This is a genomic window from Amycolatopsis sp. NPDC049691 (genome assembly GCF_040675005.1).
Lineage (GTDB): Bacteria > Actinomycetota > Actinomycetes > Mycobacteriales > Pseudonocardiaceae > Amycolatopsis.
Genome location: NZ_JBFANX010000011.1, coordinates 276,500 through 301,060, shown reverse-complemented (window position 1 = coordinate 301,060; position 24,561 = coordinate 276,500). Strand labels below are relative to the sequence as shown.

Here is a 24,561-nt window from a genome sequence, read left to right as displayed (position 1 = left end):
ACACTGGCTGCACACCTACAACCATCACCGCGGACACACCGCACTCGCAGGCCACCCACCCGCCAGCCGCGTCCCCAACCTCACAGGTCAGTACACCTAGGGCGCTCCGCCGATGTGCTTGGCCGACACCGCCTCCCAGACGGCGTCGAAGTTCTCGTACTGGTCGCCTTCGGACAGGCCGCCGAGCGAGCCGAGCACGGAGTCGCCGCCGCCGGTCGCGGCCGCGCGCCGCAGCAGCTCGTCGCGGCCGCACGGGTATTCGGTCTCGGCCAGGTGCTGTTCGAGGCTGGAACGGTCCGGTGCAGGCATGATCCCCGCGTACCCGCCGCGGACGGCCGGAAAACTCAGCCCACGACGATCGTGTGATCCCCGCGCGGCACCAGCTCCCCGATCACCGGGTGCCCCGGCAGCTCCCCGGCGACCAGCAGGCCGCCGGACGTCTGCGCGTCCGCCAGCAGCAGCGCCTCGTCCGGGGAAATCCTGGAGACGTCCACGTGCGGGCGCACCCAGTCGAGGTTCCGGCGCGTGCCGCCGCTGACGTACCCGTCGCGCAGCGCCTCGCGCGCCCCGTCGAGGTAGGGCACCGCGGCCGGGTCGAGCCGGGCGGTCACGCCGCTCGCCCGTGCCAGCTTGTGCAGGTGACCGAGCAGCCCGAAGCCCGTCACGTCGGTGGCGCAGACGGCCCCGGCGGCGAGCGCGGCGCGGGCCGCGGTGTCGTTCAACGTCGTCATGGCGTCGATCGCCTGCGCGAACCGTTCGCCGGTCGCCTTGTGCCGCGAGTTCAGCACGCCGACGCCGAGCGGCTTGGTCAACGTCAGCGGCACGCCCGCGCGGCCCGCGTCGTTGCGCAGCAGCCGCGCGGGATCCGCGACGCCGGTGACGGCCAGGCCGTACTTCGGCTCCGGGTCGTCGATGCTGTGCCCGCCGGCCAGGTGGCAGCCGGCCTTGCCGCAGACGTCGAGCCCGCCGCGCAGCACCTCGGCCGCGAGGTCGAACGGCAGCGTCTCCCGCGGCCAGCCGAGCAGGTTGACCGCCACCACCGGCGTGCCGCCCATGGCGTAGACGTCGGAAAGCGCGTTGGCCGCGGCGATCCGCCCCCAGTCGTAGGCGTCGTCGACGACCGGGGTGAAGAAGTCCGTGGTCACGATGAGCGCGGTCGACCCGGAGATCCGGACGGCGGCCGCGTCGTCGCCGGTGTCGAGGCCGACGAGCAGCTCGCCGGCGGGGTCGGCGGGGGAACTCCCGGTGAGGCCGCGGACGGCCTCTTCCAGCTCGCCGGGCGGGATCTTGCACGCACAGCCGCCACCGTGCGCGTACTGCGTCAGTCGGTACGCCACCGGTTCATCGTGCCCTTCCGGCGCGGAGTTGGCAGGATGGTCGCCATGGTGCAGGGAGGCGTATCCGGCCTGGTGACCGGCACGGTCTTCAAAACCGTTGAGCGGCAGGTCCTGCCGCTGGCGGGTTCGATTCCCGTCCGCCTCCGCCATGCCTGACCCGCGCCGCGCGATCCCGCGGACCGACGCCGTCCTGGCCGAGCCCCGCGTCGCGAAGGCCGCGGGAACGCTCGGCCGCGACCTGGTCAAAGCCGTGGTCATCGAGGTGCAGACGGCCGCCCGGAACGGCGAGATCGCCCCGGGTGACGTCGTCGACGTCGTGCTCGCGCGGCTCCCGGCGAGCGCGGCGTCGCTGCGGCCGGTGGTCAACGCGACCGGCGTCGTCGTGCACACCAACCTCGGCCGCGCCCCGCTGTCCGCGGCCGCGCTGGACGCGCTCGTGGCGGCCGGCGGCGCCACCGACGTCGAGTTCGACCTGGCGACCGGCGAACGGGCCCGGCGCGGGCGCGGTGCCCTCGCGGCGCTCGCCGCCGCCGTCCCGGACGCCGGCGCGGTCCACGTGGTCAACAACAACGCGGCCGCCCTGCTGCTCTGCGCGCTCGCGCTGGCCCCGGGCCGCGAGATCGTCGTCAGCCGGGGCGAGCTGGTCGAGATCGGGGACGGCTTCCGCATTCCCGATCTCCTGGCCTCGACGGGCGCCCGGCTGCGCGAGGTCGGCACCACCAACCGGACTTCCGCGCGCGACTACGCCGAGGCGATCGGCCCGGACACCGGGTTCGTCCTGAAAGTGCACCCGTCGAACTACCGCGTCACCGGCTTCACGGCGGAGGCGGCGCTCGGCGAGCTGGCCGGGCTCGGCGTGCCCGTCGTCGCCGACATCGGGTCCGGGCTGCTGGCCCCGCACCCGCTTCTGCCGGACGAACCGGACGCCGCGAGCGCCCTGCGCGCGGGGGCCACGGTCGTCACGGCCAGCGGCGACAAGCTCCTCGGCGGCCCGCAGGCCGGCCTCCTGTTCGGGGACGCCGATGTCGTCGAACGGCTGCGGCGGCACCCCGCCGCGCGGGCCCTGCGCGTCGACAAGCTCACCCTGGCCGCCCTCGAAGCCACGCTGCGCGGGCCGGACGCACCGGTGCGGGAGGCGCTCGACGTGTCGGTCGACCGCCTCCGGGACCGGGCGGAACTCCTGGTCCGGGCGTGGGACGGCCTCGACGCCCGGGTGGTCCCGTCGGTCGCGGCCGTCGGCGGCGGGGGAGCGCCGGGCGTCGAGCTGCCCAGCGTCGCGGTGAGCCTGCCCGCCCGGTACGCCGCCGCGCTGCGCACCGGCGAGCCCGCGGTCGTCGGCCGCGTCGAGCGGGACCGGTGCCTGCTCGACCTGCGGACCGTGCGGCCGGAAGAGGACGCGAAGCTGCGGGAAGCCGTCCGCCGATGCGGGTGATCGTCACCGCCGGGCACGTCGACCACGGCAAGTCGACGCTGGTGCGCCGGCTGACCGGGATGGAGCCGGACCGGTGGGCCGAGGAACGCCGCCGCGGGCTCACCATCGACCTCGGCTTCGCCTGGACGCGGATCGGCGACGAGGACGTCGCGTTCGTCGACGTGCCGGGCCACGAACGGTTCGTGCCCAACATGCTTGCGGGCGCCGGGCCCGCGCCGGCGGTGCTGTTCGTCGTGGCGGCTGACGAGGGCTGGATGCCGCAGTCGGCCGAGCACCTCGCCGCGCTCGACGCGTTCGGCGTCCGCCGCGGCCTGCTCGTCGTCACCAAGGCCGACCGGGCCGATCCCGCCGCCGCGACGGCGGCGGCGCTGGACGAGATCGCCTCGACGTCCCTGGGGACGGTGCCGAGCGTCGCCGTCAGCGGGACCACCGGCGCGGGCTTCGCCGAGCTGCGCGCGGCGATCGGGACCCTGGCGGGCGGGCTGCCGACGCCCGATCCGGCCGCCGACGTCCGGCTGTGGATCGACCGGGCGTTCACCGTCTCGGGGGCCGGCACGGTCGTCACCGGCACCCTCGGGGCGGGAACGATCGCGGTCGGCGACGAACTGCTCCTCGGGGACGCGCGGGTGAAGGTCCGCGGCCTGCAGGCACTCGGGAAATCCCACGACCGGGTGACGGCGGTGGCCCGCGTGGCGGTGAACCTGCGCGGCACCGCGAAGACGGACGTCCGGCGCGGCGACGTCCTGCTCACCCCGGGCCGGTGGCACCCGACGGCCGAGTTCGACGTCCGGCTGCGCGGCGCGGACGTCCACCGGAACCTGGTGCTGCACTTCGGCACGGCGGCGGTGCCGGTGCGCGTCCGTCCACTCGGGACGGACACCGCGCGGCTCACGACGGCGGCCGCGCTGCCGCTGCGCGTGGGCGACCGCGGGCTGCTGCGCGACCCCGGCGAGCACCGGATCGCCGCCGGGTTCGACGTCCTCGACGTCCGGCCGCCGTCCCTGGCCCGCCGGGGCGCGGCCCGGGCGCGCGGCGAGGAGCTGGCCGACCCGGATCCGGCCGGGACCTACCTGCGCCGGAACGGATTCGTGCCGGCGGCCGACTTCGCGGCGATGGGCCTGCCCGAGACGGGCGAGAAGATGGGGGACTGGTTCGCCGACCCGGCCCGCGTCGCCGGGCTGCGCGCCGAGGCCGCGGCGCTCGTCCGGGGCTGGGACGCCCTGGCCGCGGGGATGCCGGTGGAAGCACTGCGGCAGCGCCTGGGCCTGCCCGCGCCGGAGCTGATCGGGCCGCTGCTGGCGGGCACCGGGTTCGAAGTCACCGGCGGGCTCGTCCGGCGGCCGGGCGCGGGGCTCGCCCCGGCCGTCGAAAAAGCGGTGGAAACGGTGGCCAAGCGGCTCGCCGAGCACCCGTTCCGCGCGCCGGAGGCGGACGAGCTGCGCGCGCTGGGCCTGGGCCGTCGGGAGCTGGCGGCGGCGGTCCGCCTCGGCAGGCTGACGGCGGTCACCGACGGCGTGGTGCTCGGCCCGGACGCCGAGGAGCGGGCGCTGGCCGAGCTGCGCGGGCTGCCCCAGCCGTTCACGGTCTCGGAGGCGCGGCGGGCCCTCGGCAGCACCCGGCGGGTGATGATCCCGCTGCTGGAACGCCTCGACGCGGCCGGGCGCACCGAACCGCTCGGCGACGGGACCCGAAAGGTCCGCGATTAGACCTGCGAACCGCGGGTATCGCTACTACCGTGCCAGGTATGGGTGTACGTCGGTGGATCGAAGGCTGGCCGGTGTACCGGCAGCTGACCGGTCCCGACCGCACCGCCCGCGCCGCGGCGGCCAAATCGGACGGTTCGGAGAAATGGCACGCCCGCACCGAAGACGCCGACAAGGTGGTCAAGTCCATCTGCCCGTTCTGCGCCGTCGGCTGCGGCCAGAAGGTCTACGTCAAGGACGGCCGCGTCACGCAGATCGAGGGCGATCCCGACTCGCCCATCTCGCGCGGGCGGCTCTGCCCGAAGGGCTCGGCCAGCAAGCAGCTCGTGACCAGCCCGAGCCGCGTCACCGAGGTCCTCTACCGCCGCCCGTACGGCACCGACTGGGAGCGCCTGCCCCTCGACAAGGCGATGGACATGATCGCCGACCGGGTCCTCAAGACCCGTGACGAGACGTGGCAGGACGCCGACGACCAGGGGCGCCGGCTCAACCGCACGCTCGGCTTCGCCAGCCTGGGCGGCGCGACGCTGGACAACGAAGAGAACTACCTGATGAAGAAGCTCTACACCGCGCTCGGCGCGATCCAGATCGAAAACCAGGCGCGTATTTGACACTCCGCCACGGTTCCCGGTCTGGGGACCTCCTTCGGTCGTGGGGGCGCCACGACGTTCCAGCAGGACCTCGCCAACGCCGACTGCATCGTCATCCAGGGCTCGAACATGGCCGAGTGCCACCCGGTCGGGTTCCAGTGGGTGATGGAGGCGAAGGCCCGCGGCGCGAAGATCATCCACGTCGATCCGCGGTTCACCCGCACCAGCGCGGTTTCGCACGTCCACGCGGCGTTGCGCGCCGGTTCGGACATCGCGTTCCTCGGCGGCCTGATCAACTACGTCCTGAGCAACGAGAAGGACTTCCGGGAGTACGTGCTCGCCTACACGAACGCGGCCGCCATCCTGCGTGAGGACTTCCAGGACACCGAAGACCTCGACGGCGTCTTCTCCGGCTACGACCCCGAGCGCCGCCAGTACGACATGGCGACCTGGGAGTACGAGGGCGCGCCGACCGTGCCCGCGGCCGGGTCCACCGACCCCGAGCAGCCGGGCGAGCCCGGTTCGGAGAGCCAGCACGGCGGCGAAGGCCACCAGAGCACGGCCCGGGCGGACACCTACGGCAGCGGTGGCGCGGCCGTGGGAGGCAAGCCGAAGACCGACGAGACGCTGCAACACCCGCGGTGCGTCTACCAGGTGCTCAAGCGCCACTTCGCCCGCTACACGCCGGAGCTGGTCGCCGACGTCTGCGGCCTGCCGGTCGAGCAGTTCCGGGAGATCGCCGAGGCGGTCACCGCGAACTCGGGCCGCGACCGGACGACGGCGTGGGTGTACTCGGTCGGCTGGACGCACCACACGGTCGGCGCGCAGTACATCCGCACGGCGTCGATCCTGCAGACCCTGCTCGGCAACATCGGCCGCCCCGGCGGCGGCATCCTGGCGCTCCGGGGCCACGCCAGCATCCAGGGCTCCACCGACATCCCGACGCTGTTCAACCTGCTGCCGGGCTATATCCCGATGCCGCACGCGCACCAGCACCAGAGCCTCGACGAATTCGTCGCGGCGGACGCGGGCAAGACCGGGTTCTGGGGCAACATGCGCTCCTACACCGTCAGCCTGCTCAAGTCCTACTGGGGCGATTCGGCCCAGCCGCACAACGACTTCCGCTTCGGCTACCTGCCCCGGCTCACCGGCGACCACGGCACGTACGCGACCGTCCAGAAGCAGATCGAGGGGGAGTGCAAGGGCTACTTCCTGGTCGGCGAGAACCCGGCCGTCGGCTCGGCCAACGGCAAGTTCCAGCGGCTCGGCCTGGCCAACCTCGACTGGCTCGTCGTCCGCGACCTGCAGCTGATCGAGAGCGCGACGTTCTGGAAGGACGGCCCCGAGGTCGAGACCGGCGAGCTGAAGCCGGAGGAGATCGGCACCGAGGTCTTCTTCCTGCCCGCCGCCGCGCACACCGAGAAGGACGGCAGCTTCACCAACACCCAGCGCCTGCTGCAGTGGCACCACAAGGCCGTCGATCCGCCCGGGGACGCCCGCAGCGACCTCTGGTTCTACTACCACCTCGGCCGGATCATCCGGGAACGCGTCGGCGACGACCCGCGGGACGCGCCGATCCGCGACCTGACCTGGAGCTACCCGGTCGAAGGACCGACCGGTGACCCGAGTGCCGAGTCCGTGCTCGCCGAGATCAACGGCCACGGTCCCGACGGCCCGCTCTCGGCGTACACGCAGCTGAAGGACGACGGCTCGACCGCGTGCGGCTGCTGGATCTACTGCGGCGTGCGCGCCGACGGGAAGAACCAGGCCGCGAACCGGCAGCCGGGCAGCGAGCAGGACTGGGTCGCGAAGGGCTGGGCGTGGGCGTGGCCGGCGAACCGGCGGATCCTCTACAACCGCGCGTCGGCCGACCCGGACGGCAAACCCTGGAGCGACCGCAAGAAGCTGCTCAGCTGGGACGCGGACCAGGGCAAGTGGGTCGGCCCGGACGTCCCGGACTTCGAGCCGACCAAGGCACCGGACTACGAGCCGCCCGAAGGCGCGAAGGCGCAGGACGCCCTGGGCGGGCGCGACCCGTTCATCATGCAGACCGACGGGAAGGCGTGGCTCTACGTCCCGGCCGGCCTGGCCGACGGCCCGCTGCCCACGCACTACGAGCCGTTCGAAAGCCCGGTGGAGAACGCGCTCTACGGACAGCAGGAGTCGCCGACGCGCCAGACGCTGGAGAGCCCGTCGAACCCCTACAACCCGGCGCGCAGCGAGGTCTACCCGTACGTGTTCACCACCTACCGGCTCACCGAGCACCACACGGCGGGCGGGATGAGCCGGACCCTGCCCTACCTTTCGGAGCTGCAGCCGGAGTTCTTCTGCGAGGTCTCGCCGGCGCTCGCGGCCGAACGCGGCCTGGAGAACGGCGGCTGGGCGACGATCATCTCCGCGCGGACGGCGATCGAGGCCCGCGTGCTCGTGACCGAGCGCGTGAAGCCGCTGAAGGTCCGCGGCCGGACCATCCACCAGGTCGGCCTGCCGTACCACTGGGGCCCGAACGGGCTCTCGCGCGGCGACGCGGCCAACGACCTGCTGTCGATCGTGATGGATCCGAACGTGCACATCCAGGAGTCGAAGGCGGCCACCTGTGACATCCGGCCGGGCCGCCGCCCGCGTGGCGCCGCGCTGCCGGTCATGGTCGAGGAGTACCGGAGGCGAGCCGATGGCTGAGTACGGCACCCAGCCCCGGATGGGGTTCTTCACCGACACGTCGGTGTGCATCGGCTGCAAGGCCTGCGAAGTGGCGTGCAAGGAGTGGAACGGCGTACCCGACCGCGGCGAGCTCGACCTGCTGGGCTCGTCCTACGACAACACCGGCGCGCTCGGCTCGAACACCTGGCGGCACGTGGCGTTCGTCGAGCAATCCAAGCCCGCCGCCCCGGCACCATCCACAGTGGACTTGGGGATGCCCGACGTGGGTGCGCCCGGGCAGGACGAGCCCGGCGTGCGCTGGCTGATGTCGAGCGACGTCTGCAAGCACTGCACGCACGCGGCGTGCCTCGACGTCTGCCCGACCGGCTCGCTGTTCCGCACCGAGTTCGGCACCGTCGTCGTGCAGCAGGACATCTGCAACGGCTGCGGCTACTGCGTCCCGGCGTGCCCGTACGGCGTCATCGAAAAGCGCGAGTCGGACGGCCGCGCGTTCAAGTGCACCCTCTGCTACGACCGCCTCGGCGCGGGGATGGAACCGGCGTGCGCCAAGGCTTGCCCGACCGACTCGATCCAGTTCGGCGAACTGGACGAGCTGCGCGAACGGGCCGACGAGCGGGTGCGGACGCTGCACGAGTCGGGGGTGCCGGAGGCCCGGCTCTACGGCCGCGACCCGGACGACGGCGTCGGCGGCGACGGCGCGTTCTTCCTGCTGCTGGACGAACCCGAGGTCTACGGGCTGCCCCCGGACCCGGTCGTCACGACGCGGGACCTGCCGGCGATGTGGAAGCGCGCCGCGGTGACGGCGGCCGGCGTGGCGGCGGCCGTCGCGATGTCGTTCCTGGGCCGGCGCCGATGAGCCCGCGCCGCGAACGGGCGATGGTCGAGCCCGCCGAGTTCAAGTCCTACTACGGCCGGCCGATCCTCAAGGAGCCGGCCTGGAAGCAGCCGGACGTGCCGCTGTACCTGTTCCTGGGCGGCGCGGCGGGCGCGTCGGCGACGATGGCGGCGCTGGCCGACGCCACCGGGCGGCCGGGTCTGGCCCGAGTGGGCCGCCTGGTCGCGTCCGGCGGGTCGATCGCCAGCGTGGGAGCGCTGATCCACGACCTCGGCAAGCCACTGCGGTTCCTGCACATGCTGCGGGTGTTCAAGCCGACGTCGCCGCTTTCGGTGGGGTCGTGGATCCTGTCGCCGTTCTCCGGGCTGGCCGCGGTGGCGGCGGCGTCCGAGGTGACGGGGAAGCTGCCGCTGGCCGGCAAGCTGGCGGGGGCGGGCGCGGGCGTGCTCGGCCCGGCGATGTGCACGTACACGGCGGTGCTGCTGGCGGACACGGCGACACCGTCGTGGCACGAAGCCCACGGGACGCTCCCGGTGCTGTTCGCGGGCAGCGCGCTGACGAGCGGCGCGGGCGCGGCCATGCTGGCGGCTCCCGCCGGCGAGGTCGGCCCGGCGGTCCGCGCGGGACTCGCGGGGGCGGTGGCGGAACTGGTGGCCGAGCACCACCTGGAGACCGGCTTGGGCCTGGTGTCGGAGCCGTACCGGACGGGCCGCGCGGGCAGGCTGCTGAAGGCGGCCAAGGCGCTGACGGCGGCCGGTGCGGGACTTTCGCTGCTGGCGAGCCGCCACCGCGCGGCGGGCGCGCTGGCGGGTGCGGCCTACCTGGCTTCGGGCCTGTGCACGCGCTTCGGCGTCTACGCGGCGGGTGTGGCGTCCACGAAGGACCCGAAGTACGTGGTGGTGCCGCAGCGGGAGCGAATCGAGCGCCGGTCCGAAGGACGCTGAAGCGAGAACTGCCGCCCCCGGGGGAACCCGGGGGCGGCAGCGGCAGAACTGGAGCGTCAGTCCTTGTCCTTGACACCCTTGACGGCGTCCTTGATCTTCTCGCCTGCCTGCTTGAGCGAACCCTTGGCCTGGTCGGTCTTGCCCTCGGCCTGCCACTGCTCGTTGCCCGTGGCGTCGCCGACGGCTTCCTTCGCCCGGCCCTTGAGCTCTTCGCCCTTGTTCTCGAACTTGTCGTTCATCGGGTGCACCTTCCGTCGCGGCGACATTTCCGGATCGGCCAGTCGCCAAAAGGGCCTTGACAGTGGGTTACCCACTGCACGGCGCCATACACATCAGAGCCACACGAGCGCCGTGAGGGCCGTCACGCCCACCAGCAGCCACGCGACGTAGTCCCCGACGTGGCCGGAATGCCCCCGGTGCAGCGCATCCAGCGCCGTGCGGACCGGCCGTGGCCAGGACGGGAGCCGGTGGGGCCAGAGGGCCGCCGCGGCGATGCCGAGCGCCAGCAGGACCGTGAGGCCGCCGAACAGCAGGCCCGACGACGTCCAGCCGGCCGTCACCGGCGGCAGCGAGCCGGGGGAGCCGACCGCGGGCAGGACGTCGTGCAGGTACCCGCCGCGGTCGGCCTCCTGCCGCCCGGCCGTGACGGCGGCTTGGCCCAGCCACGGGACCGCGAGCGCGCCGGCCAGGACCGCGACGATCGCGCCGGTCATCGTCGCCGGCGTGCGCTCGATGCGGCGGCCCGTCTCGGGTTCCTCGTCGGTGCCCGGCGTGCGGTCGCCGTCGTCGCGGCGCGGTGGCCGCCCGCGTCCGAAGTAGACACCCAGGCCGGCCCGCAGCACCGCGCCGGCCGTCACCGCAGTGACGACGACGAACACCGCGACCAGCCAGCCGTACCCGGTCTCCTCGAGCGCGTGCTCGGCGACGTCCTTGCCGAACGCGACGCCGAACGGCGGCAGCCCGGCCAGCACCAGGCCCGCCAGCAGGAACAGCCCGCTCTCGAGCCGCGAATGCCCGCACCTGCCGAACAGCTCGTCCTCGTCGACGCTGCCGTAGCGGTCCTTGAGCACTCCGACGAGCAGGAACAGCGCCGCCTTGGCCCCGGCGTGCCCGACCACCGCCAGCAGGAACCCCGTGCTCGCCGCGCCGTCCGCGGCGGCCAGTCCACAAAGGAACAACCCGGTGTGCGCGATCGTCGAGTAGGCCAGCAGCCGTTTCAGGTGCCGCTGGGTGAAGCACAGCACGGAGCCGAGCAGCGCGCTCGCGATCCCGAGGACCAGCAGCACCCGGGCGAACGCGCCGTCGTCGAGCACGCCGCCGAACACCGTGCGCCGCACCCGCAGCACGCCGTAGGCGCCCAGCTCGACCATGACGCCGGAGAAGAGCACGCACACCGGGGTCGGCGCGACCGCGTGCGCGTCGGCGAGCCAGAAGTGGAACGGCACCGCGGCCGCCTTGACCAGCAGGCCGGTGCAGACGAGCACGAACGCGGCGAGCACCAGCGCGTCCGCGGGCTTGCCGTCCAGCGCGACGCCGAGCTGCGCCAGTCCGAGCTGGCCGCCGCGCGCGTACAGCAGGCCGATGCCCATCAGCGTGAAGTACGCGCCGAGGGAGTTCACCACGCCGAAGTTCAGCGCGCCCTGGACGGAGTCGGCCTCCTCGACGCGGTACCCCGTCAGGGCGTAGGCGACGCCGCTCATCAGCTCGAAGAACACGAACAGGGTGAACAGGTCCCCGGTGAGCAGGAAGCCGAGCATGCCGGTGAGGAACAGCAGCATCATCGCGTGGTAGCGGGCCTCGACCGCCTCGAAGTAGCGCCAGCTGTAGACCAGCGCGCACGTCGTCAGGACCGACGCCAGCAGCGCCAGCGTCGTGTTGAGGCCGTCGGCGGCCAGGACGATCCCCAGCGAGCGGGCGCCGTCCGGCCGGTGCCCGCCGAGCCAGACCACCACCCGGCCGTGCTGGACGGCGGCGAGCAGCACGGCGACCAGCACCGTGGTGGCCAGCGCGGCCGCGGTCGCGAAGCCGTCGGCCACCACCCGCGGCAGCTTGACGCCCAGGCCGAGCAGCACGCACGCGGCCAGCAGCGGCAGTGCGACGACGAGCGACGGGAGCGCGGACATCGCCTCAGCCGCGCAACGCGCGCAGCTCGTCGGGGTCGACCGTCCCGTGGCGCTTCGAGATCTGGATGGTCAGGCCGAGCAGCAGCGCGGTGATCGTCGCCGACACGACGATGTCGGTCAGCGTCATCGCCTGCACCATCGGGTCGACCACGGGCTGGCGCTGGTCCTGGGCGACGATCGGCGCACCCGCTTGGTCCTGGTAGCCGATCCCGAGCAGCAGCACGTAGGTCCCGGCCTGCGCCACCGACAGCGAGACGACGGTGTGCACGAGGTGGCGGCTGCGCACGATGCCGATCGCGCCGAGCAGCAGCAGCCACCCGGCCACGCCGTAACAGGCCATGCCGATCACGAGTGCTCCTCCCGGATCAGGCCCTGGCCGAGGAACTGGGCCAGCAGCACGACGAGCCCGGCGGCGACCTCGATCCCGACCAGGACGCTCAGCACCGGCACGGTGCCCGCCGACAGCAGCGAGCCGAACTCGCCCTTCGGCAGGACGTTGGCCAGGAAGGCACCGCCGGCGATGAGGCCGGCGAGCCCGGTGACGACGTACAGGCCGGTCGCCGCCGCTTCGGCGTACTCGCACCAGTCGATCGGGCGCAGCCGGGCGAGTGCCGGGTAGCTGCCCGAGATGTAGAGCAGGTGCCAGCCGGTGGCCAGCACGACCCCGCCCTGGAAACCGCCGCCGGGGGTGAGGTGGCCGTGCGCCACGACGTCGAGGCCGAGCAGCAGGGTCACCGGCAGCAGGAGGTAGCCGGCCACCTTGACCACCGGCATGACGTATCCGCGCTGGGGCTCGATCCGCTCGCGTTCCGCCGGCGACGGCTGCAGCAGCGACAGCGTCCCGACGACCGCGGCGGCGACGATGGTCTCCTCGCCCAGGGTGTCGAGCGCGCGCAGGTCGAAGTTCACCGACGACACGAGGTTCGGCGTCATCCGCGCGAGGGTCGCGGGCAGCGCGAGGTCGCGGTAGACGTGCAGGTCGCCGCCGAACCTGGGCATCCGCAGGAACGCCGTCACGAGCAGGACGGCGACGCCGAGCGCGCCGGCCGCGCACAGCCACGTCCTCGCCCGCAGCGTCATCGCCCGCCCACCTTCCGGATGGTGAGCAGCACCAGCAGCGGCACCACGGCAGACCCGACCGCCAGTTCCGAGAGCGCGACGTCCGGCGCCTGGAGCACGACGAACAGCAGCGTCAGGCACAGGCTGAACAGCGACAGCGTGATCGCCTGCCGCCGCGGGTCCGGGGTGGCCACCACCGCGAACCCCGCGACGGCGACGAACGCGAGGGCGACGAGCAGCACGGCCGTCGTCACGACGGCAGGTCCTCGTCGATCGCGCCCCGCCGCCGCGCCTCGACGCGCCCGGCGGCGGACTGCAGCACCGGGCCGGTCACCGCGAGCAGCACGACGGTGAGCAGGATGGCGCCCGACCCGAGGTTCCACCCCGAAGCCAGCGCCAGCCCGGCGCCGACGAGCGGCGCGCCCAGCGTCGTCACCGGGGCGAGCAGGTGCAGCCGGTTGAGCAGCGTCCGGGCCCGCAGCATCGCCAGCGCCGAGACCACGACGACGGCGACCCCGGCGAAGACGAGCACCTGCGCGACGACCGTCATTCCGTCGTCCCCAGCAGCCGGATGAACAGCAGCGTGCCCGCGAAGGCGAGGGCCGTCAGCACCAGCGGCAGGATCACCGCGCTGGACGGGCCGTAGGCCTGCACGAGCAGGAGCAGTGTGAGCACGGTGACCGGGCCGGCGAGCTGGAGGCCGGCCAGCCGCCCGATGGCGTCCTCGCGCGCGGCGAGCCACAGCGCCGGGCCGAGCCCGCCCGCCATGAGCACCACGGCGGCGACCAGCCAGCCGGTCACCGGCGCACCTCGTCCAGCACCCGCGAGTCGCCTTCGAGCAGCCGGTGGACGACGAGTCCGCGGTCGGCTGAGGGGTTTTCGGGAGTGGCGACGACCATCGTCCCGGGGGTGCAGCCGACGAGGGCGGCCGCGCAGGCCGCCCGGGCGTCGTGGACGTCGTCGGGCTCCGCCGGCAGGCCGACCGCGTCGAACCGGCCCGCGCGCGGCTGCCTGACGATCTTGACCAGGGCGCGACCGGATTCGCGGACCGCCGTGCCGGGGATCGCGAGCAGCCACCGCAGCCAGCCTGCGCGGGGCCGCCACGCCCCGCCGACGGCCCGGCGCGCGGCGCGCGCGGCGAACGCGCACGGCACCGCCGCAACGGCCGCGGCCGCGATCTCCGGCCACGACGGCGTCGACAGCGTGAGGACCCACAGGCCGGTCAGGCCGAGCCACCACGGCAGCACCTCAGTCACGTCGGCCGGGTACCCCGCGGCCGCGTCCGCCAACCGGGGTCAGTGGGCGGGCAGGTGGCCGCCCATCCGCTCGATCCGCTGGATGGCCGGCTCCGCGAGGATGCCGTGGGCCAGCACCGACACGGCCACGGCGAGCGCACCGACCCGCCACAGCACGTCCTGCTGCGCCACCGGTAGCCGGTCGAGCGCGTAGGCGAGGTAGAACAGCGTGCCGATGCCGCGGACGCCGAAGAACGCGATGGCCAGCTTCGCCGGCCGGCCCGCCGAGGACCCCAGCAGCGTGACCCAGCCGACCACGGGCCGCACCACCAGCACCGCGACCACGGCGATCACGACTTCGAGGGGACGGAGTCCGCGCAGCAGGCCGTCGCCGATGGCGAGACCGAGCCCGAGCAGGGCGAGCGGGACGAACAGCCGTTCCAGCTGGTGGCCGAACGCGTGCAGGACGCCGTGGTAGTCGTGCTCCCGCTCCTGCTTGCGGACCACGACCGCGGCGGTGAACACGGCGACGAACCCGTTGCCGTGGGCCAGTTCCGAGAGCGCGTACGGCAGGAAGGCGAGCGCCAGCAGGACCAGGCCGTCGCCGTATTCGGCCAGCCGCAGCCGGTCCGACGACGTGTGGAAGATCGCCCAGCCGAGCCCGCGCCCGGCGACGAGGCCGACCACCACGCCGGTCACGACCGGCAAGAGCAGGTCGACGAGCACCCACGACCCGGCCAGGTCCGGCCTGCTGCCCGCCATCGCCAGCCCGAGCAGCACGAACGGCATGGCCAGCCCGTCGTTGAACCCGGCCTCGGTGGTCAGCGTGAAGCGGATTTCGTTGTCCCTGGCCAGTTCCGGCTCGACGTCCGGGTGCGGCACGCCGATGTCGCCCGCCAGCACCGGGTCGGTCGGCGCCAGCGCCGCGGCCAGCAGCAGGGCCACCCCCGGTGCGAGGGCGAGCCACCAGTACCCGAGCGCCGCGATCGCCAGGATCGACAACGGCATGGTCAGGGCGAGCAGCCGCCACGTCGAACCCCAGCGCTTCAGGCCGAACGGGCGGTCGACCGACAGGCCCGCCCCGGCGAGCGCGACGAGGATCCCCAGCTGGGTGAACGATTCGACGCCGTGCAGGTGCGCGGCGGGATCGCTCCAGCCGTTGCCGTAGGGCGCGGGCAGCGGAAGCAGCCCCAGGACGATCCCGGCGAGCAGCATCACCAGCGGCACCGAGAACGGCCGGTCCGCCACGAGCTTCGGCACGATCGCCGCGGCGAGGGCCAGCAGCCCGGCCACCCCGAACAGCACGGTCAACGACGACAACGTTCCCTCCAGCCCGCTCGTGCCGTGGTGCCGCCCGGGCGGGAGGTCCGTGTGCGCGGGGCCCGGCCGAGCGTGAGCCGGGTTCCGCCGATGCCCCCGCCCGGTGCGGATGCGGGTAGCGTGGCCGGGAGGTGACGTCGCGCCCGGGGTTCCCGGTGTGCGGGCGGCGGAAACCGGTGAGGAGGCGGCGTGACGGCGGCGAACGGGGCCGGACGGCCCTGCCGGTTCTGCGGCTCGGTGCGCGGCCCGCGCGTCCCCGGCAAGGCCGGGCCGATCTGCCTGGAGTGCGTGCGCGCCGGGTTGAAGGTGGTGCGCGACGGCGCGGACCGCGAGACGCCGAGCGGGGACGTGCTGGCGGCGGTGACCTCGCCGCTGGCCGCGGTGTGCGAGTTCTGCGGCCGCCGGGAGCGGCGGACGTTCCTCGGCCTCCGGCGCCCGCTGCTGCGGGTCGACTGCGCCGCGCGCGACGCGGTGATCTGCGCCGACTGCCTGGACCACGCGGGTGACGTGCTGAACCTCGCGCTGCGTCACTGACGGTGTTTCCACTGGGGCCGCCCGGGTAACCGGACGGCATGACGACCACCCAGGTGACCCGACCGGTGACCGCCTCGGTCACCGAGACCCTGCGCGTCGCGGCCGAAGTGGCGCTGCCCACGCTCGCGGGCGGGGTGATCAAACGCCGTCCCGCGGCGATGGGACTGGCCGGCAAGCTGCAGGTCGACCGCCCGGCCGTCAAGCTCCTCTCGCGGCTGCGCGACCGGTACGGCGGACGCCCGCTGAAGCTGCGCGTGCCCGGCCGGTCCGTGGAGCTGGCGCTGTCCGGTGCGGACGTCGGCACGCTGCTGGCCGGCGCGCCGACGCCGTTCAGTCCGTCCACAGTGGAAAAGCGCGCCGCGCTGGGCCACTTCCAGCCGCACGGCGTGCTGATTTCGGATGCCGAAGACCGCCGTCCGCGGCGCCGGTTCACCGAAGCCGTGCTCGAGCCCGGCCGTCCGCTGCACGAGCTCGCGGCGCCGTTCGCCCGCGCGATCGCCGACGAAACCGCCGTCATGCTCAGTGAGGCCGGTTCGGAGCTGACCTGGGACACGTTCAACGTCGCTTGGTGGCGGCTGGTGCGCACGATCGTGCTCGGCCCGGGCGCCCGCGACGACGAAACGCTCACCGACCTGCTGGAACGGCTGCGGCTGGACGCGAACTGGGCGTATCTGCACCCGCGGCGCAAGCAGGTCCGCGAGCGCTTCCACGCCCGGCTGGCCGAGCACCTCGGCCGCGCCGAGCCGGGCAGCCTGGCGGCGGCGATCGCGTCGGCGGGGGACGACGGCACGGCCACGGACCAGGTGGCGCACTGGCTGTTCGCGTTCGACGCGGCGGGCATGGTGACGTTCCGGACCCTGGCCCTGCTGGCCACCCACCCGGCGGCGCTCGAGCGGGCCCGCACGGAGCTGCCGGACGCCGATCCGGCCGAGCCGCAGCAGCTGAGCTACCTGCGCGCGTGCGTGCTCGAAACGGTGCGGCTCTGGCCGACGACGCCGATGATCCTGCGCGAGACGACGGAGGAAACGGCGTGGGGCCCGGCCGGCACGACGGTGCTGATCTTCACGCCGTTCTTCCACCGTGACGCCCGGCTGCCGTACGCGGACCGCTTCGAGCCGGACATCTGGCTGGACGGCCGCGCGGAGGCGAACCCGGCGCTGGTGCCGTTCAGCGCGGGCCCGGCGATCTGCCCGGGCCGCGACCTGGTCCAGTTCTGCACGAGCACGATGCTGGCGGACCTGCTGCGCGAACGGGATTTCGAGCAGCTGTCCGGACCGGTCCTCGCCCCGGACCGCCCGCTCCCGGCCACCCTGGACAACTTCCACCTGAAGTTCGCGGTGCGGCCGGTGCCGTCACCGGCGAGGTGACGGCACCGGCGCACCTCACGCCGACGCGGTGAACACGTACGAACCCGCGGGCACGAAGTACGAGCCCGCCGAGGACGGGACCGCTTCCGGCGGCGCGGCCACCGAACCCGGCTGGGACGTCGGCACCTTGACCGTCGCCGACGTTCCGGCCGGGACCGTCACCCGGAGCGTCAGCTTCCCGCCCGAGATCGACCAGTCGCTGACCGCGGACCCGTACGGCGTCTCGTACGCCGACTTCGCCGACGTCAGCCCGCCGCCCGGCTGAGGTGCCACCAGCAGCGACCCGTAGCCCGGCGAAGCCGGCGACAGCCCGCCGATGGAGCGGTACAGGAAGTCGCCCACCGAGCCGAGGCCGTAGTGGTTGAACGAGTTCATGCCCGGGTCGTTGAACGAGCCGTCGGGCTTGATCCCGTCCCAGCGCTCCCAGATCGTCGTCGCGCCGTGGCCGATCATGTAGCCCCAGCCGGGGAAGCCCGGCTGCAGCAGCACCTGGTACGCGACGTCGGCGTGCCCGTGCGCGGCCAGCACCGGCAGCAGGTTCTCCACGCCGAGGAACCCGACGCTCAGGTGACCACCGGACGCCGCGACCTTCGCCGCCAGCTTGTCCGCCGCGGGCTGCACGCGGGCCGCGGGCAGCAGCCCGAACGCCAGCGCCAGGACGTACCCGGTCTGCGTGTTCGCCCCCACCGTGCCGTCGGCCTGCGTGAACCGGGCGGTGAACGCCGCCCCGATCCGGTCGGCGAGCGTCCCGTACTCGGCCGCTTCCGCGCTCCGCCCGGTGGCCGCGGCCATCCGCGACACCAGCCGGGACGACCACGCGAAGAACGCCGTCGAGATCAGGTCCTGGGCGGTGTTGTCGTTGACGTTGAGCCAGTCCCCGTACGTCTGGTGGTCGCGGATCAGGTCGGCCCCGGACGTCGAGCGCAGGTACTCCACCCACTTCACCATCGCGGCGAAGTGCTCGTCGATCACGCCGGTGTCGCCGTAGCGCTGCCACAGGGTGTAGGGCACGATGACGCCCGCGTCGCCCCAGCCCGCCGTGCCCGAGCCGCTCAGCACGCCCGGCGCGACGTCGGTGAACGACCCGTCGTCGTGCTGCGCGTCGACCAGGTCGTCGCTGAACTTGCCGAGGAAGTTCGCGACGTCGAGGTTGAACGTCGACGTGCCGGCGAAGATCCCGATGTCCCCGGTCCAGCCGAGCCGCTCGTCGCGCTGCGGGCAGTCGCTCGGCACCGACAGCATGTTCGAGCGCTCACCCCACACGATGTTGTGCTGCAGCTGGTTCACCAGCGCGTTCGACGACGTGAACGTGCCGGGCTGCGCGCCGGACGTCCACATCGCGCGGCCGGTCAGCGTCGTGGCCGTCGGGGCCGTTGGCAGGCCGGTCAGCTCGACGTACCGGTAGCCGTGCACGGTGAAGCGCGGCTCGTACGTCTCGACGCCGCCGGTGCCCGCCAGGGTGAACCGGTCGGTCGCCTGCGCCGCGCGCAGGTTCGTCGTGTAGATCGTCCCGTCCGGGTTGAGCACCTCGGCGTGGCGCATGGTCACCGTGGTGCCGGCCGGGCCGGTCACGGAAAGGCGGTTGACACCGCTGAAGTTCTGGCCGAGGTCGGCCACCCAGACGCCCGGCTTCGGCTGCGTCCACGCGACGGGCTTGAACTCCTGCTGCACCGTGACGCCGTTGTCCACTTGGGACACCAGGTTCGGCTTGGCGCCGGTCTTGACGCGGGGCGCCGCCCAGCCGCGGTCGTCGAAACCGGGCCGGTCCCAGCCGGTGGCGAGCCGCGCGTCGTAGGTTTCGCCCTGGTAGAGGTCGTCGGCGCGGATCGGGCCGTCGCCGGCCTTCCAGGTGCCGTCGGTCGCGACCGTGGTGGACGTCCCGTCGGTGAACGTCAGCTTCAGCTGCGCCGAATACCACGGCTCGGTGCCGTACTTCTGGCTGCCGGCGATGCCGATGCTGCCGGCGTACCAGCCGTTGCCGACCAGCGCGCCGAGGACGTTCTCGCCGGTGCGGATCTGCCGGGTGACGTCGGAAACGCGGTACTGCAGGCGTTTCGTGTAGTCGGTCCAGCCCGGGGCGAGGACCTCGCCGCCGACCTTGGCGCCGTTGAGGTGGGTCTCCTGCAGGCCGAGCGCGGTGGTGAGCAGCCGCGCGCTCGCGACCGGCTTCGAGACCGTGAAGCTCTTGCGCAGCAGGGGAGCGGGGGCACTGACGGCGACGTTCGCACCCCACGGCCCGGTGCCGTACGCGGTCAGCGACCGCGCCGCGGGCCACGAGCCGTCGTCGAAGCCGCGCTGCTGCCAGCCGGCCGGGCCGGTCTGGCTCGCCTTCCACGACCCGTCGGTGACGACGGTCGGTCCACTGGGGACGGTCAGCTTGGCGATCGTCCCGGCCGGGCTCTGGGTCGTGTTCTCGGTGCTGATCGCGATGGTGTTCGACCCCGCGGTCAGCAGGCCGCCGACGTCGAGGACGGCGGCGGTCTTCCAGGAGTCGGTGATGCGCGGGGAATCGCTGACCTGGGTGCCGTTGACCCACACGGTGGCGGTGTCGTCGCCGGTGACCACCAGCGTCGCCTTCGCGGGCGCCGCGGTGAGGTCCACGGTCTTCCGGAAGTACCGGGTGGCGGGCGGAACGCCGCCGACCGGGTCGCCTTCCGGGTACCAGATCCAGTTCGCCCCGGCGAGGTCCGGGCCCGCGGTGGCGCGGCCGAGGAAGGCGCCGGTCCATTCGGCGGCCGGGTCGCGCAACGCCGTTTCGAAGCGCTGTACCGGGCTCCAGCCGCTCATCCGGCCCTGGCCGTCCCAGACGCGGACCTTCCAGGTGTAGGCGGTCAGCGAGCCGAGCGCGGGACCGCCGTAGGGGACGTCGGCCTGCTGCGCCGAAGCGACGCGGCCGCTGTCCCAGACGTCCTCGCCGCCGGCGGAAACCAGGATCTCGTAGGCGGACTGTCGTTGCTGTGCCGCGGAAGACGCGAGCTTCCAGCCGAACCGCGGCTGGTCGACGCCGATCGGGTTCACGCGCTGCCCGACCGTCGCGCTCGCGACCGAGAGCGGCGTCGGCGCCGCGGGGCTCGGCGTGGCGACGCGGGTGCCCCACGGACCGGTGCCGTAGGCGCCGAGGTCCTTGGCCGCGGCCCAGGTGCCGTCGGCGAAGCCCGGTTGTTCCCAGCCGTCCGGCGCGGTCGTCGCGCTCTTCCAGCCGGCGCCGGTGGTGAGGTCGGTCGTGCCCGACGCGGTCGTCACGCGCAGCCGCCCGAGCAGGCCGGCCGCGCCGCCGGAGTTGCGGACGGCGACGGCGAGCGTGTTGGCACCCGGCGTCAACGCGGGCGCGAGGTCGACCGACAGCGCCGACCGCCACGAGTCCGTGGTCCGGGCCGACGACGCGAGGGGCTTGCCGTTGAGCCAGACGTCGGCGGTGTCGTCGCCGGTGACGACGAACCGGGCGTCGCTGACCGCGCCGGCGGGTGCGGTGAACGTGGTGCGGAAGTACCGGGTCGCGGCCGGGGCGGAGTTCGCGGGATCGCCTTCCGGGTACCAGATCCAGTGCGCACCGGTCAGGTCCACCGGGGGCGCGGCGCCCGCCGGGGGTACCGAGGCGGCGGACAGGACCAGGATCGCGGCGAGCGTGGTGGTGGTCGCGCGCCAGAGCTTCGAGGGCAGCATGCGGGCTCCCTTACGGCGGGGACGGGGCGACGAGATTTAAACGTTTCAAAGCAGCGTGACACGTGACTGTAATCACGAACTCACGCGATGGCAATACTCCACCGGGACGTACGGATGCCGACCCGCCGCGACGATGTCCGGTGATCTAAATCGTTTTACGAAGCCAACCGGCCCGAACCCGGCGCACGACGACGATGGCGGCCGTGCCCAGCAGGAGCAGGGCGACCGGTAGCGCCGTCGGCCACCACGGCCAGGCCCGGCCTTCGAAGCCGACGCCGTCGGTGGGCAGCTCCAGGACCTTCGCGGTCCACCGCGCGGTCGCGACGTCCGTGCGGCGGGAGAGCGCGCTCACCGCGGTGTCGTAGGCGAAGCCGGGCCGGTCGTGGACGTACTCCGGTTCCGGGCCGCCGGTGACCCCGCGCGTCGCCCCGGGCACGATCAGCCGGTCGAGGTCCGCGTCGGCCAGCGCTGCCCGCGGCACGAACGTCAGGCCGTGCCGCGACCGGATCGGGGCGCCGTCGGTGCTCACGGCGAGGGTGCGTGAAGACAGCGACTGCCCCTCGGTGTCGAACACCGACGCCAGTTCGATCTCGCCGACGCCGTTCGCGAGCAGGACGCCGATCTCGTCCGGGGTCCAGCGGAAGGCGGCGTTGACGATCGCCGCCGCGTCCGGCATCGACTCGGGTGCGTGCACGGGAACCGTGGTGCCGTACCGCGTCCAGCCGATCGCCTCGGCGGCGCCGGCCGCCACCTCGCGGCCGGCGAGGCGATCGACCCAGTGCAGCGTCCCGTCGATGCCGGACAGGATGCCGGCGGTGGTGACGACGTCGCCGTCGTCGACGAACCGCTGCCCGCGCACCCAGTGCACGGCCGGGTATTCGCTCGAGAAGGCCGCCAGCTTCAGCCAGTGTGCGGTCGCGGGCCGGCCGTCGAGCAGGCCCGCCGAGGCGAGGACACCACCGCCGTTGCAGACGCTCAGCAGCTTCGCGCCGTGAGCGGCCTGCGCGCGAAGCCACCGCGTCACGGGTTCGGTGCTCGGTTCGCCGACGTCCGGCAGCGCCGGGACGACGACGAGGTCCGGCGCCTTCGGCCCCAGCCGGCCGGCGAGGTCGGCGAAGCTCAGGTCGGGCACGAGGTCGAGGCCGCCGGTCAGCGGCTTCGGCTCGCGCTTCGGCGCCACGGTGTAGACGTTGAACCGCCCGGTGGCGGCGAGGATCTCGTACGGCGCCAGGGTGTCGGAGACGACGGCCCCGCGGTCGCCGACGACGACCACCGCGGTCGGCTTGGCCGGGTCGTGCGCCGGCGGGGCCGCGGCGGGCACCGGCCGGTCCGGGCCGGGGGAGTACAGGGCGTGGAAGGCCGACAACGCGGAGATGGTCGCGCCGATGGCCGGCACGGCGAGCACGGCGACCACCAGCGCGAACCACTTCAGGACGGTCCGCATGTCAGTGCCAGTACTCGGCGCGGCGCCACACCATGGCGGCCAGCATCAGCGGGAACATGACGACGTGCCCGGCGACCATCAGGGTGCCGCCGGAGACGGCACCGAGCCAGTACGGCACGAGCAGCGCCACGAACGGCAGGTACATCGCGGCGGCCATCTCGGCGATCCGCGGCCACGAGTGCCGGCGCAGCAGCATGGCCGCGGTCATCGCGATCGTCATGTTCGTGGCCATCACGAGCGCGTCGACGTCGGCGCGCATCAGCCAGGCCGCCGGCCACAGCGGGTGCAGCGCGACCATGCCGATGAGCATGGCGGCGACCATCTCGGCGTAGTGGCCGGTGAACCGGGCGAGCTTGCGGGTGGTGGTGCGGGCCGGTGCGGTGGTGGTCATGAGTTCCCTCCAGGTGTGTTCCTGGACGAGAATCCCGGGTGCCGGCCCGCTCGGGACGTGCCGGAAGTCATGACCCGGGTCATGTGACCGCCTCAGAGCAGGCCGAGGTCGCGGGCTCGCAAGGCGGCCTGGGTGCGGTCGCGGGCGCCGAGCTTGCCCAGCACGTTCGTCACGTGGTTCTTCACCGTGCCCTCGGCGAGGAACAGCTTCGCGGCGATCTCGCGGTTGCTGCGGCCGTCGGCGAGCAGGCGCAGCACGTCCCGCTCGCGTTCCGACAACGGCACCACCAGCGGCTGCGGCTTCGGCTCGGGCAGTTCCGCGAACCGCGCGACGACTTTTGCGGCCACCGACGGCTGCAGCACGGACTCCCCGCGCGCGGCCGCCAGCACCGCTTCGATCAGCCGGGCCGACGAGACGTCCTTGAGCAGGTAGCCGACCGCGCCGGCCCGGAGCGCCGCGAAGACGTCTTCGTCGTCGTCGAAGGTGGTCAGCGCGATGACCCGGACGTCCGGGTGATCGCCGCGCAGCCGCCGGGTCGCGGAGACGCCGTCGAGGACCGGCATGCGCAGGTCCATGAGGACGACGTCCGGGCGGAGTTCCGCCACGCGCCGCACCGCTTCGTCGCCGTTGCCCGCTTCGCCGACGACGTCGATGCCGTCGTGGGTCGCCAGGAGCGTCGCGAGGGCTTCGCGGAAGAGGGCCTGGTCGTCGACGAGCAGCACGCGGACCGGCGTCATCCGGGAACCTCCATGCTCAGCGCGCTGCCCTCGCCCACCGCCGAGGTGAAGGCGAGCTTGCCACCCAGCTGCTCGGCGCGTTCCCGCAGTCCCACCAGCCCGAAGCCGGACGCGGTGCCGTCGGTGCCGACGCCGTCGTCACGCACGCAGACGCGCACGGACGCTTCGGCGTAGTCCAGCAGGAGGTCGACGTGGGCGGCCGCCGCGTGCTTGCGGACGTTCGTCAGACCCTCTTGCACCGTCCGGAACAGCGCCTCGCGATGCTCTTCCGGCAGTGGCCGTTCGGCACCGGAGACCGTCAGCTCGGCGGGGACGCCCGCTTCCGAGACCAGCGCCCGCAAGGCGTCCGGCAGCGGCGCCGATCGCGGCTCGCGCAGTGCTTTCACCGAGCGGCGCACCTCCGACAGCGCGTTCTCCGCCTGCTCCTGCGCCTTCGCGAGGACCTCGTCGGCCTTGCCCGGGTCGGTCGGCAGCACCGCCCGCGCGGCCTTGACCTGCATCTGGACGACCGTGAGCGAATGCCCGAGCCCGTCGTGGATGTCGCGTGCGACCCGGTTGCGCTCCTGCGCCGTCGCCAGCCGCTCGGCCTGCGTCGCGTAGTCGCGCAGCTTCTCGTGCGCCTCGGCGAGTTCGCCGCGCGAGCGTTGTTCGCGCACCAGCAACTCGGTGATGACGGCCGCGAACAGCACCGAAACCAGCGTGCCCAAGCCTTCCCGCAGGCCTTCGCCCAGCGACATCCCGAGGTGCACGAGCGGCACCACGGCGATGACCAGCGCGACCACCGGCAGTGGCAGCCGCAGCAGCACGCACTGGCTGACCAGCACGACGAGGAACAGCGTCGCCCCGACCCCGGCGTTGATCGTGAACGTCACGAAGGCCAGCGGCAGCTGGACCCCGACGTACGCGGCCGCCCACCTGCGGTCTTGGGTGCGCACCCAGCCGAACCCCGCGGTGGCGAGCGCGGCGAAGACCGCGCCGAGCACGAGCGAGAGCACGGGCTCCCCGGACCCGAGGACCCCGAGCACGATCGAAAGGAAGGCGCCGCAGGTCAGCACCCCGAGGGCCCGGTTCATGGAGCCACTCTGGGGCGTGGGTGCGCCGCGGTCAACCACCGCGGACCCGAGGAAAGCGCTCTCCGCTCACGCGGCCACTCGCCGCCACAGCCCGTAGGCTGGGAGTGACGGCG

The 24,561-nt window shown here is 73.5% G+C and carries 23 protein-coding genes, 1 tRNA gene and 1 pseudogene; 9 read left to right on the top strand and 16 right to left on the bottom strand.

What is annotated here, in order from left to right; all coding sequences use genetic code 11:
• A pseudogene (locus tag AB0J40_RS25970) lies at nt 1–100 on the top strand (IS481 family transposase); the annotation flags it as partial.
• Here AB0J40_RS25970 and AB0J40_RS25965 read toward each other — a convergent pair.
• Both AB0J40_RS25965 and selD read right to left on the bottom strand, forming a co-directional pair.
• Nucleotides 97–309 (bottom strand): DUF2795 domain-containing protein, encoded by a 213-nt coding sequence (locus AB0J40_RS25965; RefSeq protein ID WP_364457302.1) that lies wholly within the window; start codon nt 307–309, stop codon nt 97–99. The pseudogene AB0J40_RS25970 and the gene AB0J40_RS25965 sit on opposite strands and share 4 nt — an antisense overlap.
• 35 nt (nt 310–344) lie before the next feature.
• Nucleotides 345–1,337, bottom strand: a complete 993-nt coding sequence (selD, locus tag AB0J40_RS25960) for a selenide, water dikinase SelD (protein ID WP_364457301.1) — start codon at nt 1,335–1,337, stop codon at nt 345–347.
• Between the two features lie 54 nt (nt 1,338–1,391).
• On the opposite strand from selD, the gene AB0J40_RS25955 reads away from it, so the two are divergent.
• The 6 genes from AB0J40_RS25955 (at nt 1,392) to nrfD (ending at nt 9,502) form a co-directional block, all read left to right on the top strand.
• Nucleotides 1,392–1,486 (top strand) — tRNA-Sec (locus AB0J40_RS25955).
• Nucleotides 1,486–2,769 (top strand): L-seryl-tRNA(Sec) selenium transferase, encoded by a 1,284-nt coding sequence (selA, locus tag AB0J40_RS25950; protein WP_364457299.1) that lies wholly within the window; start codon nt 1,486–1,488, stop codon nt 2,767–2,769. Before AB0J40_RS25955 ends, selA begins: the two co-directional genes overlap by 1 nt.
• Nucleotides 2,760–4,475 (top strand): selenocysteine-specific translation elongation factor, encoded by a 1,716-nt coding sequence (gene selB, locus AB0J40_RS25945; protein ID WP_364457297.1) that lies wholly within the window; start codon nt 2,760–2,762, stop codon nt 4,473–4,475. Before selA ends, selB begins: the two co-directional genes overlap by 10 nt.
• A gap of 38 nt (nt 4,476–4,513) precedes the next feature.
• The gene (fdh, locus tag AB0J40_RS25940) at nt 4,514–7,741 is read left to right on the top strand and encodes a formate dehydrogenase (protein ID WP_364457295.1); all 3,228 of its coding nucleotides are present in this window, start codon (nt 4,514–4,516) and stop codon (nt 7,739–7,741) included.
• Entirely contained in the window at nt 7,734–8,579 is an 846-nt protein-coding gene (locus AB0J40_RS25935) for a 4Fe-4S dicluster domain-containing protein (RefSeq protein ID WP_364457294.1), read from the top strand. The genes fdh and AB0J40_RS25935 overlap by 8 nt, the downstream gene beginning before the upstream one ends.
• Entirely contained in the window at nt 8,576–9,502 is a 927-nt protein-coding gene (gene nrfD / locus AB0J40_RS25930; protein ID WP_364457292.1) for an NrfD/PsrC family molybdoenzyme membrane anchor subunit, read from the top strand. Before AB0J40_RS25935 ends, nrfD begins: the two co-directional genes overlap by 4 nt.
• Before the next feature lie 56 nt (nt 9,503–9,558).
• Here the strand turns inward: nrfD and AB0J40_RS25925 are convergent, their stop codons facing one another.
• The 9 genes from AB0J40_RS25925 to AB0J40_RS25885 all read right to left on the bottom strand — a co-directional run bounded on the left by AB0J40_RS25925 (nt 9,559) and on the right by AB0J40_RS25885 (nt 15,239).
• Entirely contained in the window at nt 9,559–9,741 is a 183-nt protein-coding gene (locus tag AB0J40_RS25925) for a CsbD family protein (protein WP_364457290.1), read from the bottom strand.
• A 93-nt stretch (nt 9,742–9,834) separates the two neighbouring features.
• On the bottom strand, nt 9,835–11,625 hold the full coding sequence (locus AB0J40_RS25920) for a complex I subunit 5 family protein (RefSeq protein WP_364457288.1): 1,791 nt from the start codon (nt 11,623–11,625) through the stop codon (nt 9,835–9,837).
• A gap of 4 nt (nt 11,626–11,629) precedes the next feature.
• Nucleotides 11,630–11,965: a cation:proton antiporter subunit C gene (locus tag AB0J40_RS25915; RefSeq protein WP_364457324.1), complete on the bottom strand. Its 336-nt coding sequence runs from the start codon at nt 11,963–11,965 to the stop codon at nt 11,630–11,632.
• Between the two features lie 5 nt (nt 11,966–11,970).
• On the bottom strand, nt 11,971–12,705 hold the full coding sequence (locus tag AB0J40_RS25910) for an MnhB domain-containing protein (RefSeq protein ID WP_364457286.1): 735 nt from the start codon (nt 12,703–12,705) through the stop codon (nt 11,971–11,973).
• Nucleotides 12,702–12,938 (bottom strand): hydrogenase subunit MbhD domain-containing protein, encoded by a 237-nt coding sequence (locus AB0J40_RS25905; RefSeq protein ID WP_364457284.1) that lies wholly within the window; start codon nt 12,936–12,938, stop codon nt 12,702–12,704. The genes AB0J40_RS25910 and AB0J40_RS25905 overlap by 4 nt, the downstream gene beginning before the upstream one ends.
• Complete coding sequence (locus AB0J40_RS25900; protein WP_364457282.1) at nt 12,935–13,234, bottom strand: monovalent cation/H(+) antiporter subunit G; 300 nt, start codon at nt 13,232–13,234, stop codon at nt 12,935–12,937. Before AB0J40_RS25900 ends, AB0J40_RS25905 begins: the two co-directional genes overlap by 4 nt.
• Nucleotides 13,231–13,485 (bottom strand): hypothetical protein, encoded by a 255-nt coding sequence (locus tag AB0J40_RS25895; protein WP_364457281.1) that lies wholly within the window; start codon nt 13,483–13,485, stop codon nt 13,231–13,233. Before AB0J40_RS25895 ends, AB0J40_RS25900 begins: the two co-directional genes overlap by 4 nt.
• Nucleotides 13,482–13,940, bottom strand: coding sequence for a hypothetical protein (locus tag AB0J40_RS25890; RefSeq protein WP_364457279.1), 459 nt, complete (start codon nt 13,938–13,940; stop codon nt 13,482–13,484). The genes AB0J40_RS25895 and AB0J40_RS25890 overlap by 4 nt, the downstream gene beginning before the upstream one ends.
• A gap of 39 nt (nt 13,941–13,979) precedes the next feature.
• Complete coding sequence (locus AB0J40_RS25885) at nt 13,980–15,239, bottom strand: cation:proton antiporter (RefSeq protein WP_364457277.1); 1,260 nt, start codon at nt 15,237–15,239, stop codon at nt 13,980–13,982.
• Between the two features lie 189 nt (nt 15,240–15,428).
• Between AB0J40_RS25885 and AB0J40_RS25880 the strand changes: the two genes are divergently transcribed.
• Complete coding sequence (locus tag AB0J40_RS25880) at nt 15,429–15,773, top strand: hypothetical protein (RefSeq protein WP_364457276.1); 345 nt, start codon at nt 15,429–15,431, stop codon at nt 15,771–15,773.
• A gap of 38 nt (nt 15,774–15,811) precedes the next feature.
• Complete coding sequence (locus tag AB0J40_RS25875) at nt 15,812–17,140, top strand: cytochrome P450 (RefSeq protein WP_364457275.1); 1,329 nt, start codon at nt 15,812–15,814, stop codon at nt 17,138–17,140.
• A gap of 15 nt (nt 17,141–17,155) precedes the next feature.
• Here AB0J40_RS25875 and AB0J40_RS25870 read toward each other — a convergent pair whose 3' ends face one another.
• From AB0J40_RS25870 to AB0J40_RS25850, 5 genes are all read right to left on the bottom strand, one after another.
• Complete coding sequence (locus AB0J40_RS25870) at nt 17,156–20,803, bottom strand: family 78 glycoside hydrolase catalytic domain (protein ID WP_364457274.1); 3,648 nt, start codon at nt 20,801–20,803, stop codon at nt 17,156–17,158.
• A 145-nt stretch (nt 20,804–20,948) separates the two neighbouring features.
• Entirely contained in the window at nt 20,949–22,247 is a 1,299-nt protein-coding gene (locus AB0J40_RS25865; protein ID WP_364457273.1) for a DJ-1/PfpI family protein, read from the bottom strand.
• Between the two features lies 1 nt (nt 22,248).
• Nucleotides 22,249–22,638: a hypothetical protein gene (locus AB0J40_RS25860; RefSeq protein ID WP_364457272.1), complete on the bottom strand. Its 390-nt coding sequence runs from the start codon at nt 22,636–22,638 to the stop codon at nt 22,249–22,251.
• A gap of 92 nt (nt 22,639–22,730) precedes the next feature.
• Nucleotides 22,731–23,375 (bottom strand): response regulator transcription factor, encoded by a 645-nt coding sequence (locus AB0J40_RS25855; protein ID WP_364457271.1) that lies wholly within the window; start codon nt 23,373–23,375, stop codon nt 22,731–22,733.
• Nucleotides 23,372–24,448 carry a sensor histidine kinase gene (locus AB0J40_RS25850; RefSeq protein WP_364457270.1) on the bottom strand — a complete coding sequence of 359 codons (1,077 nt, stop codon included), beginning with the start codon at nt 24,446–24,448 and terminating at the stop codon, nt 23,372–23,374. The genes AB0J40_RS25855 and AB0J40_RS25850 overlap by 4 nt, the downstream gene beginning before the upstream one ends.
• Between the last annotated feature and the right edge of the window lie 113 nt (nt 24,449–24,561).

Coding starts and splice junctions, on each gene's coding strand:
- AB0J40_RS25920 (WP_364457288.1), bottom strand. CDS start 11,625: ATGTCCGCGCTCCCGTCGCTCGTCGTCGCACTGCCGCTGCTGGCCGCG.
- AB0J40_RS25870 (WP_364457274.1), bottom strand. CDS start 20,803: ATGCTGCCCTCGAAGCTCTGGCGCGCGACCACCACCACGCTCGCCGCG.
- AB0J40_RS25925 (WP_364457290.1), bottom strand. CDS start 9,741: ATGAACGACAAGTTCGAGAACAAGGGCGAAGAGCTCAAGGGCCGGGCG.
- AB0J40_RS25965 (WP_364457302.1), bottom strand. CDS start 309: ATGCCTGCACCGGACCGTTCCAGCCTCGAACAGCACCTGGCCGAGACC.
- nrfD (WP_364457292.1), top strand. CDS start 8,576: ATGAGCCCGCGCCGCGAACGGGCGATGGTCGAGCCCGCCGAGTTCAAG.
- selA (WP_364457299.1), top strand. CDS start 1,486: ATGCCTGACCCGCGCCGCGCGATCCCGCGGACCGACGCCGTCCTGGCC.
- AB0J40_RS25935 (WP_364457294.1), top strand. CDS start 7,734: ATGGCTGAGTACGGCACCCAGCCCCGGATGGGGTTCTTCACCGACACG.
- AB0J40_RS25900 (WP_364457282.1), bottom strand. CDS start 13,234: ATGACGGTCGTCGCGCAGGTGCTCGTCTTCGCCGGGGTCGCCGTCGTC.
- AB0J40_RS25865 (WP_364457273.1), bottom strand. CDS start 22,247: ATGCGGACCGTCCTGAAGTGGTTCGCGCTGGTGGTCGCCGTGCTCGCC.
- AB0J40_RS25855 (WP_364457271.1), bottom strand. CDS start 23,375: ATGACGCCGGTCCGCGTGCTGCTCGTCGACGACCAGGCCCTCTTCCGC.
- AB0J40_RS25875 (WP_364457275.1), top strand. CDS start 15,812: ATGACGACCACCCAGGTGACCCGACCGGTGACCGCCTCGGTCACCGAG.
- selB (WP_364457297.1), top strand. CDS start 2,760: ATGCGGGTGATCGTCACCGCCGGGCACGTCGACCACGGCAAGTCGACG.
- AB0J40_RS25860 (WP_364457272.1), bottom strand. CDS start 22,638: ATGACCACCACCGCACCGGCCCGCACCACCACCCGCAAGCTCGCCCGG.
- AB0J40_RS25850 (WP_364457270.1), bottom strand. CDS start 24,448: ATGAACCGGGCCCTCGGGGTGCTGACCTGCGGCGCCTTCCTTTCGATC.
- AB0J40_RS25915 (WP_364457324.1), bottom strand. CDS start 11,965: ATGGCCTGTTACGGCGTGGCCGGGTGGCTGCTGCTGCTCGGCGCGATC.
- AB0J40_RS25910 (WP_364457286.1), bottom strand. CDS start 12,705: ATGACGCTGCGGGCGAGGACGTGGCTGTGCGCGGCCGGCGCGCTCGGC.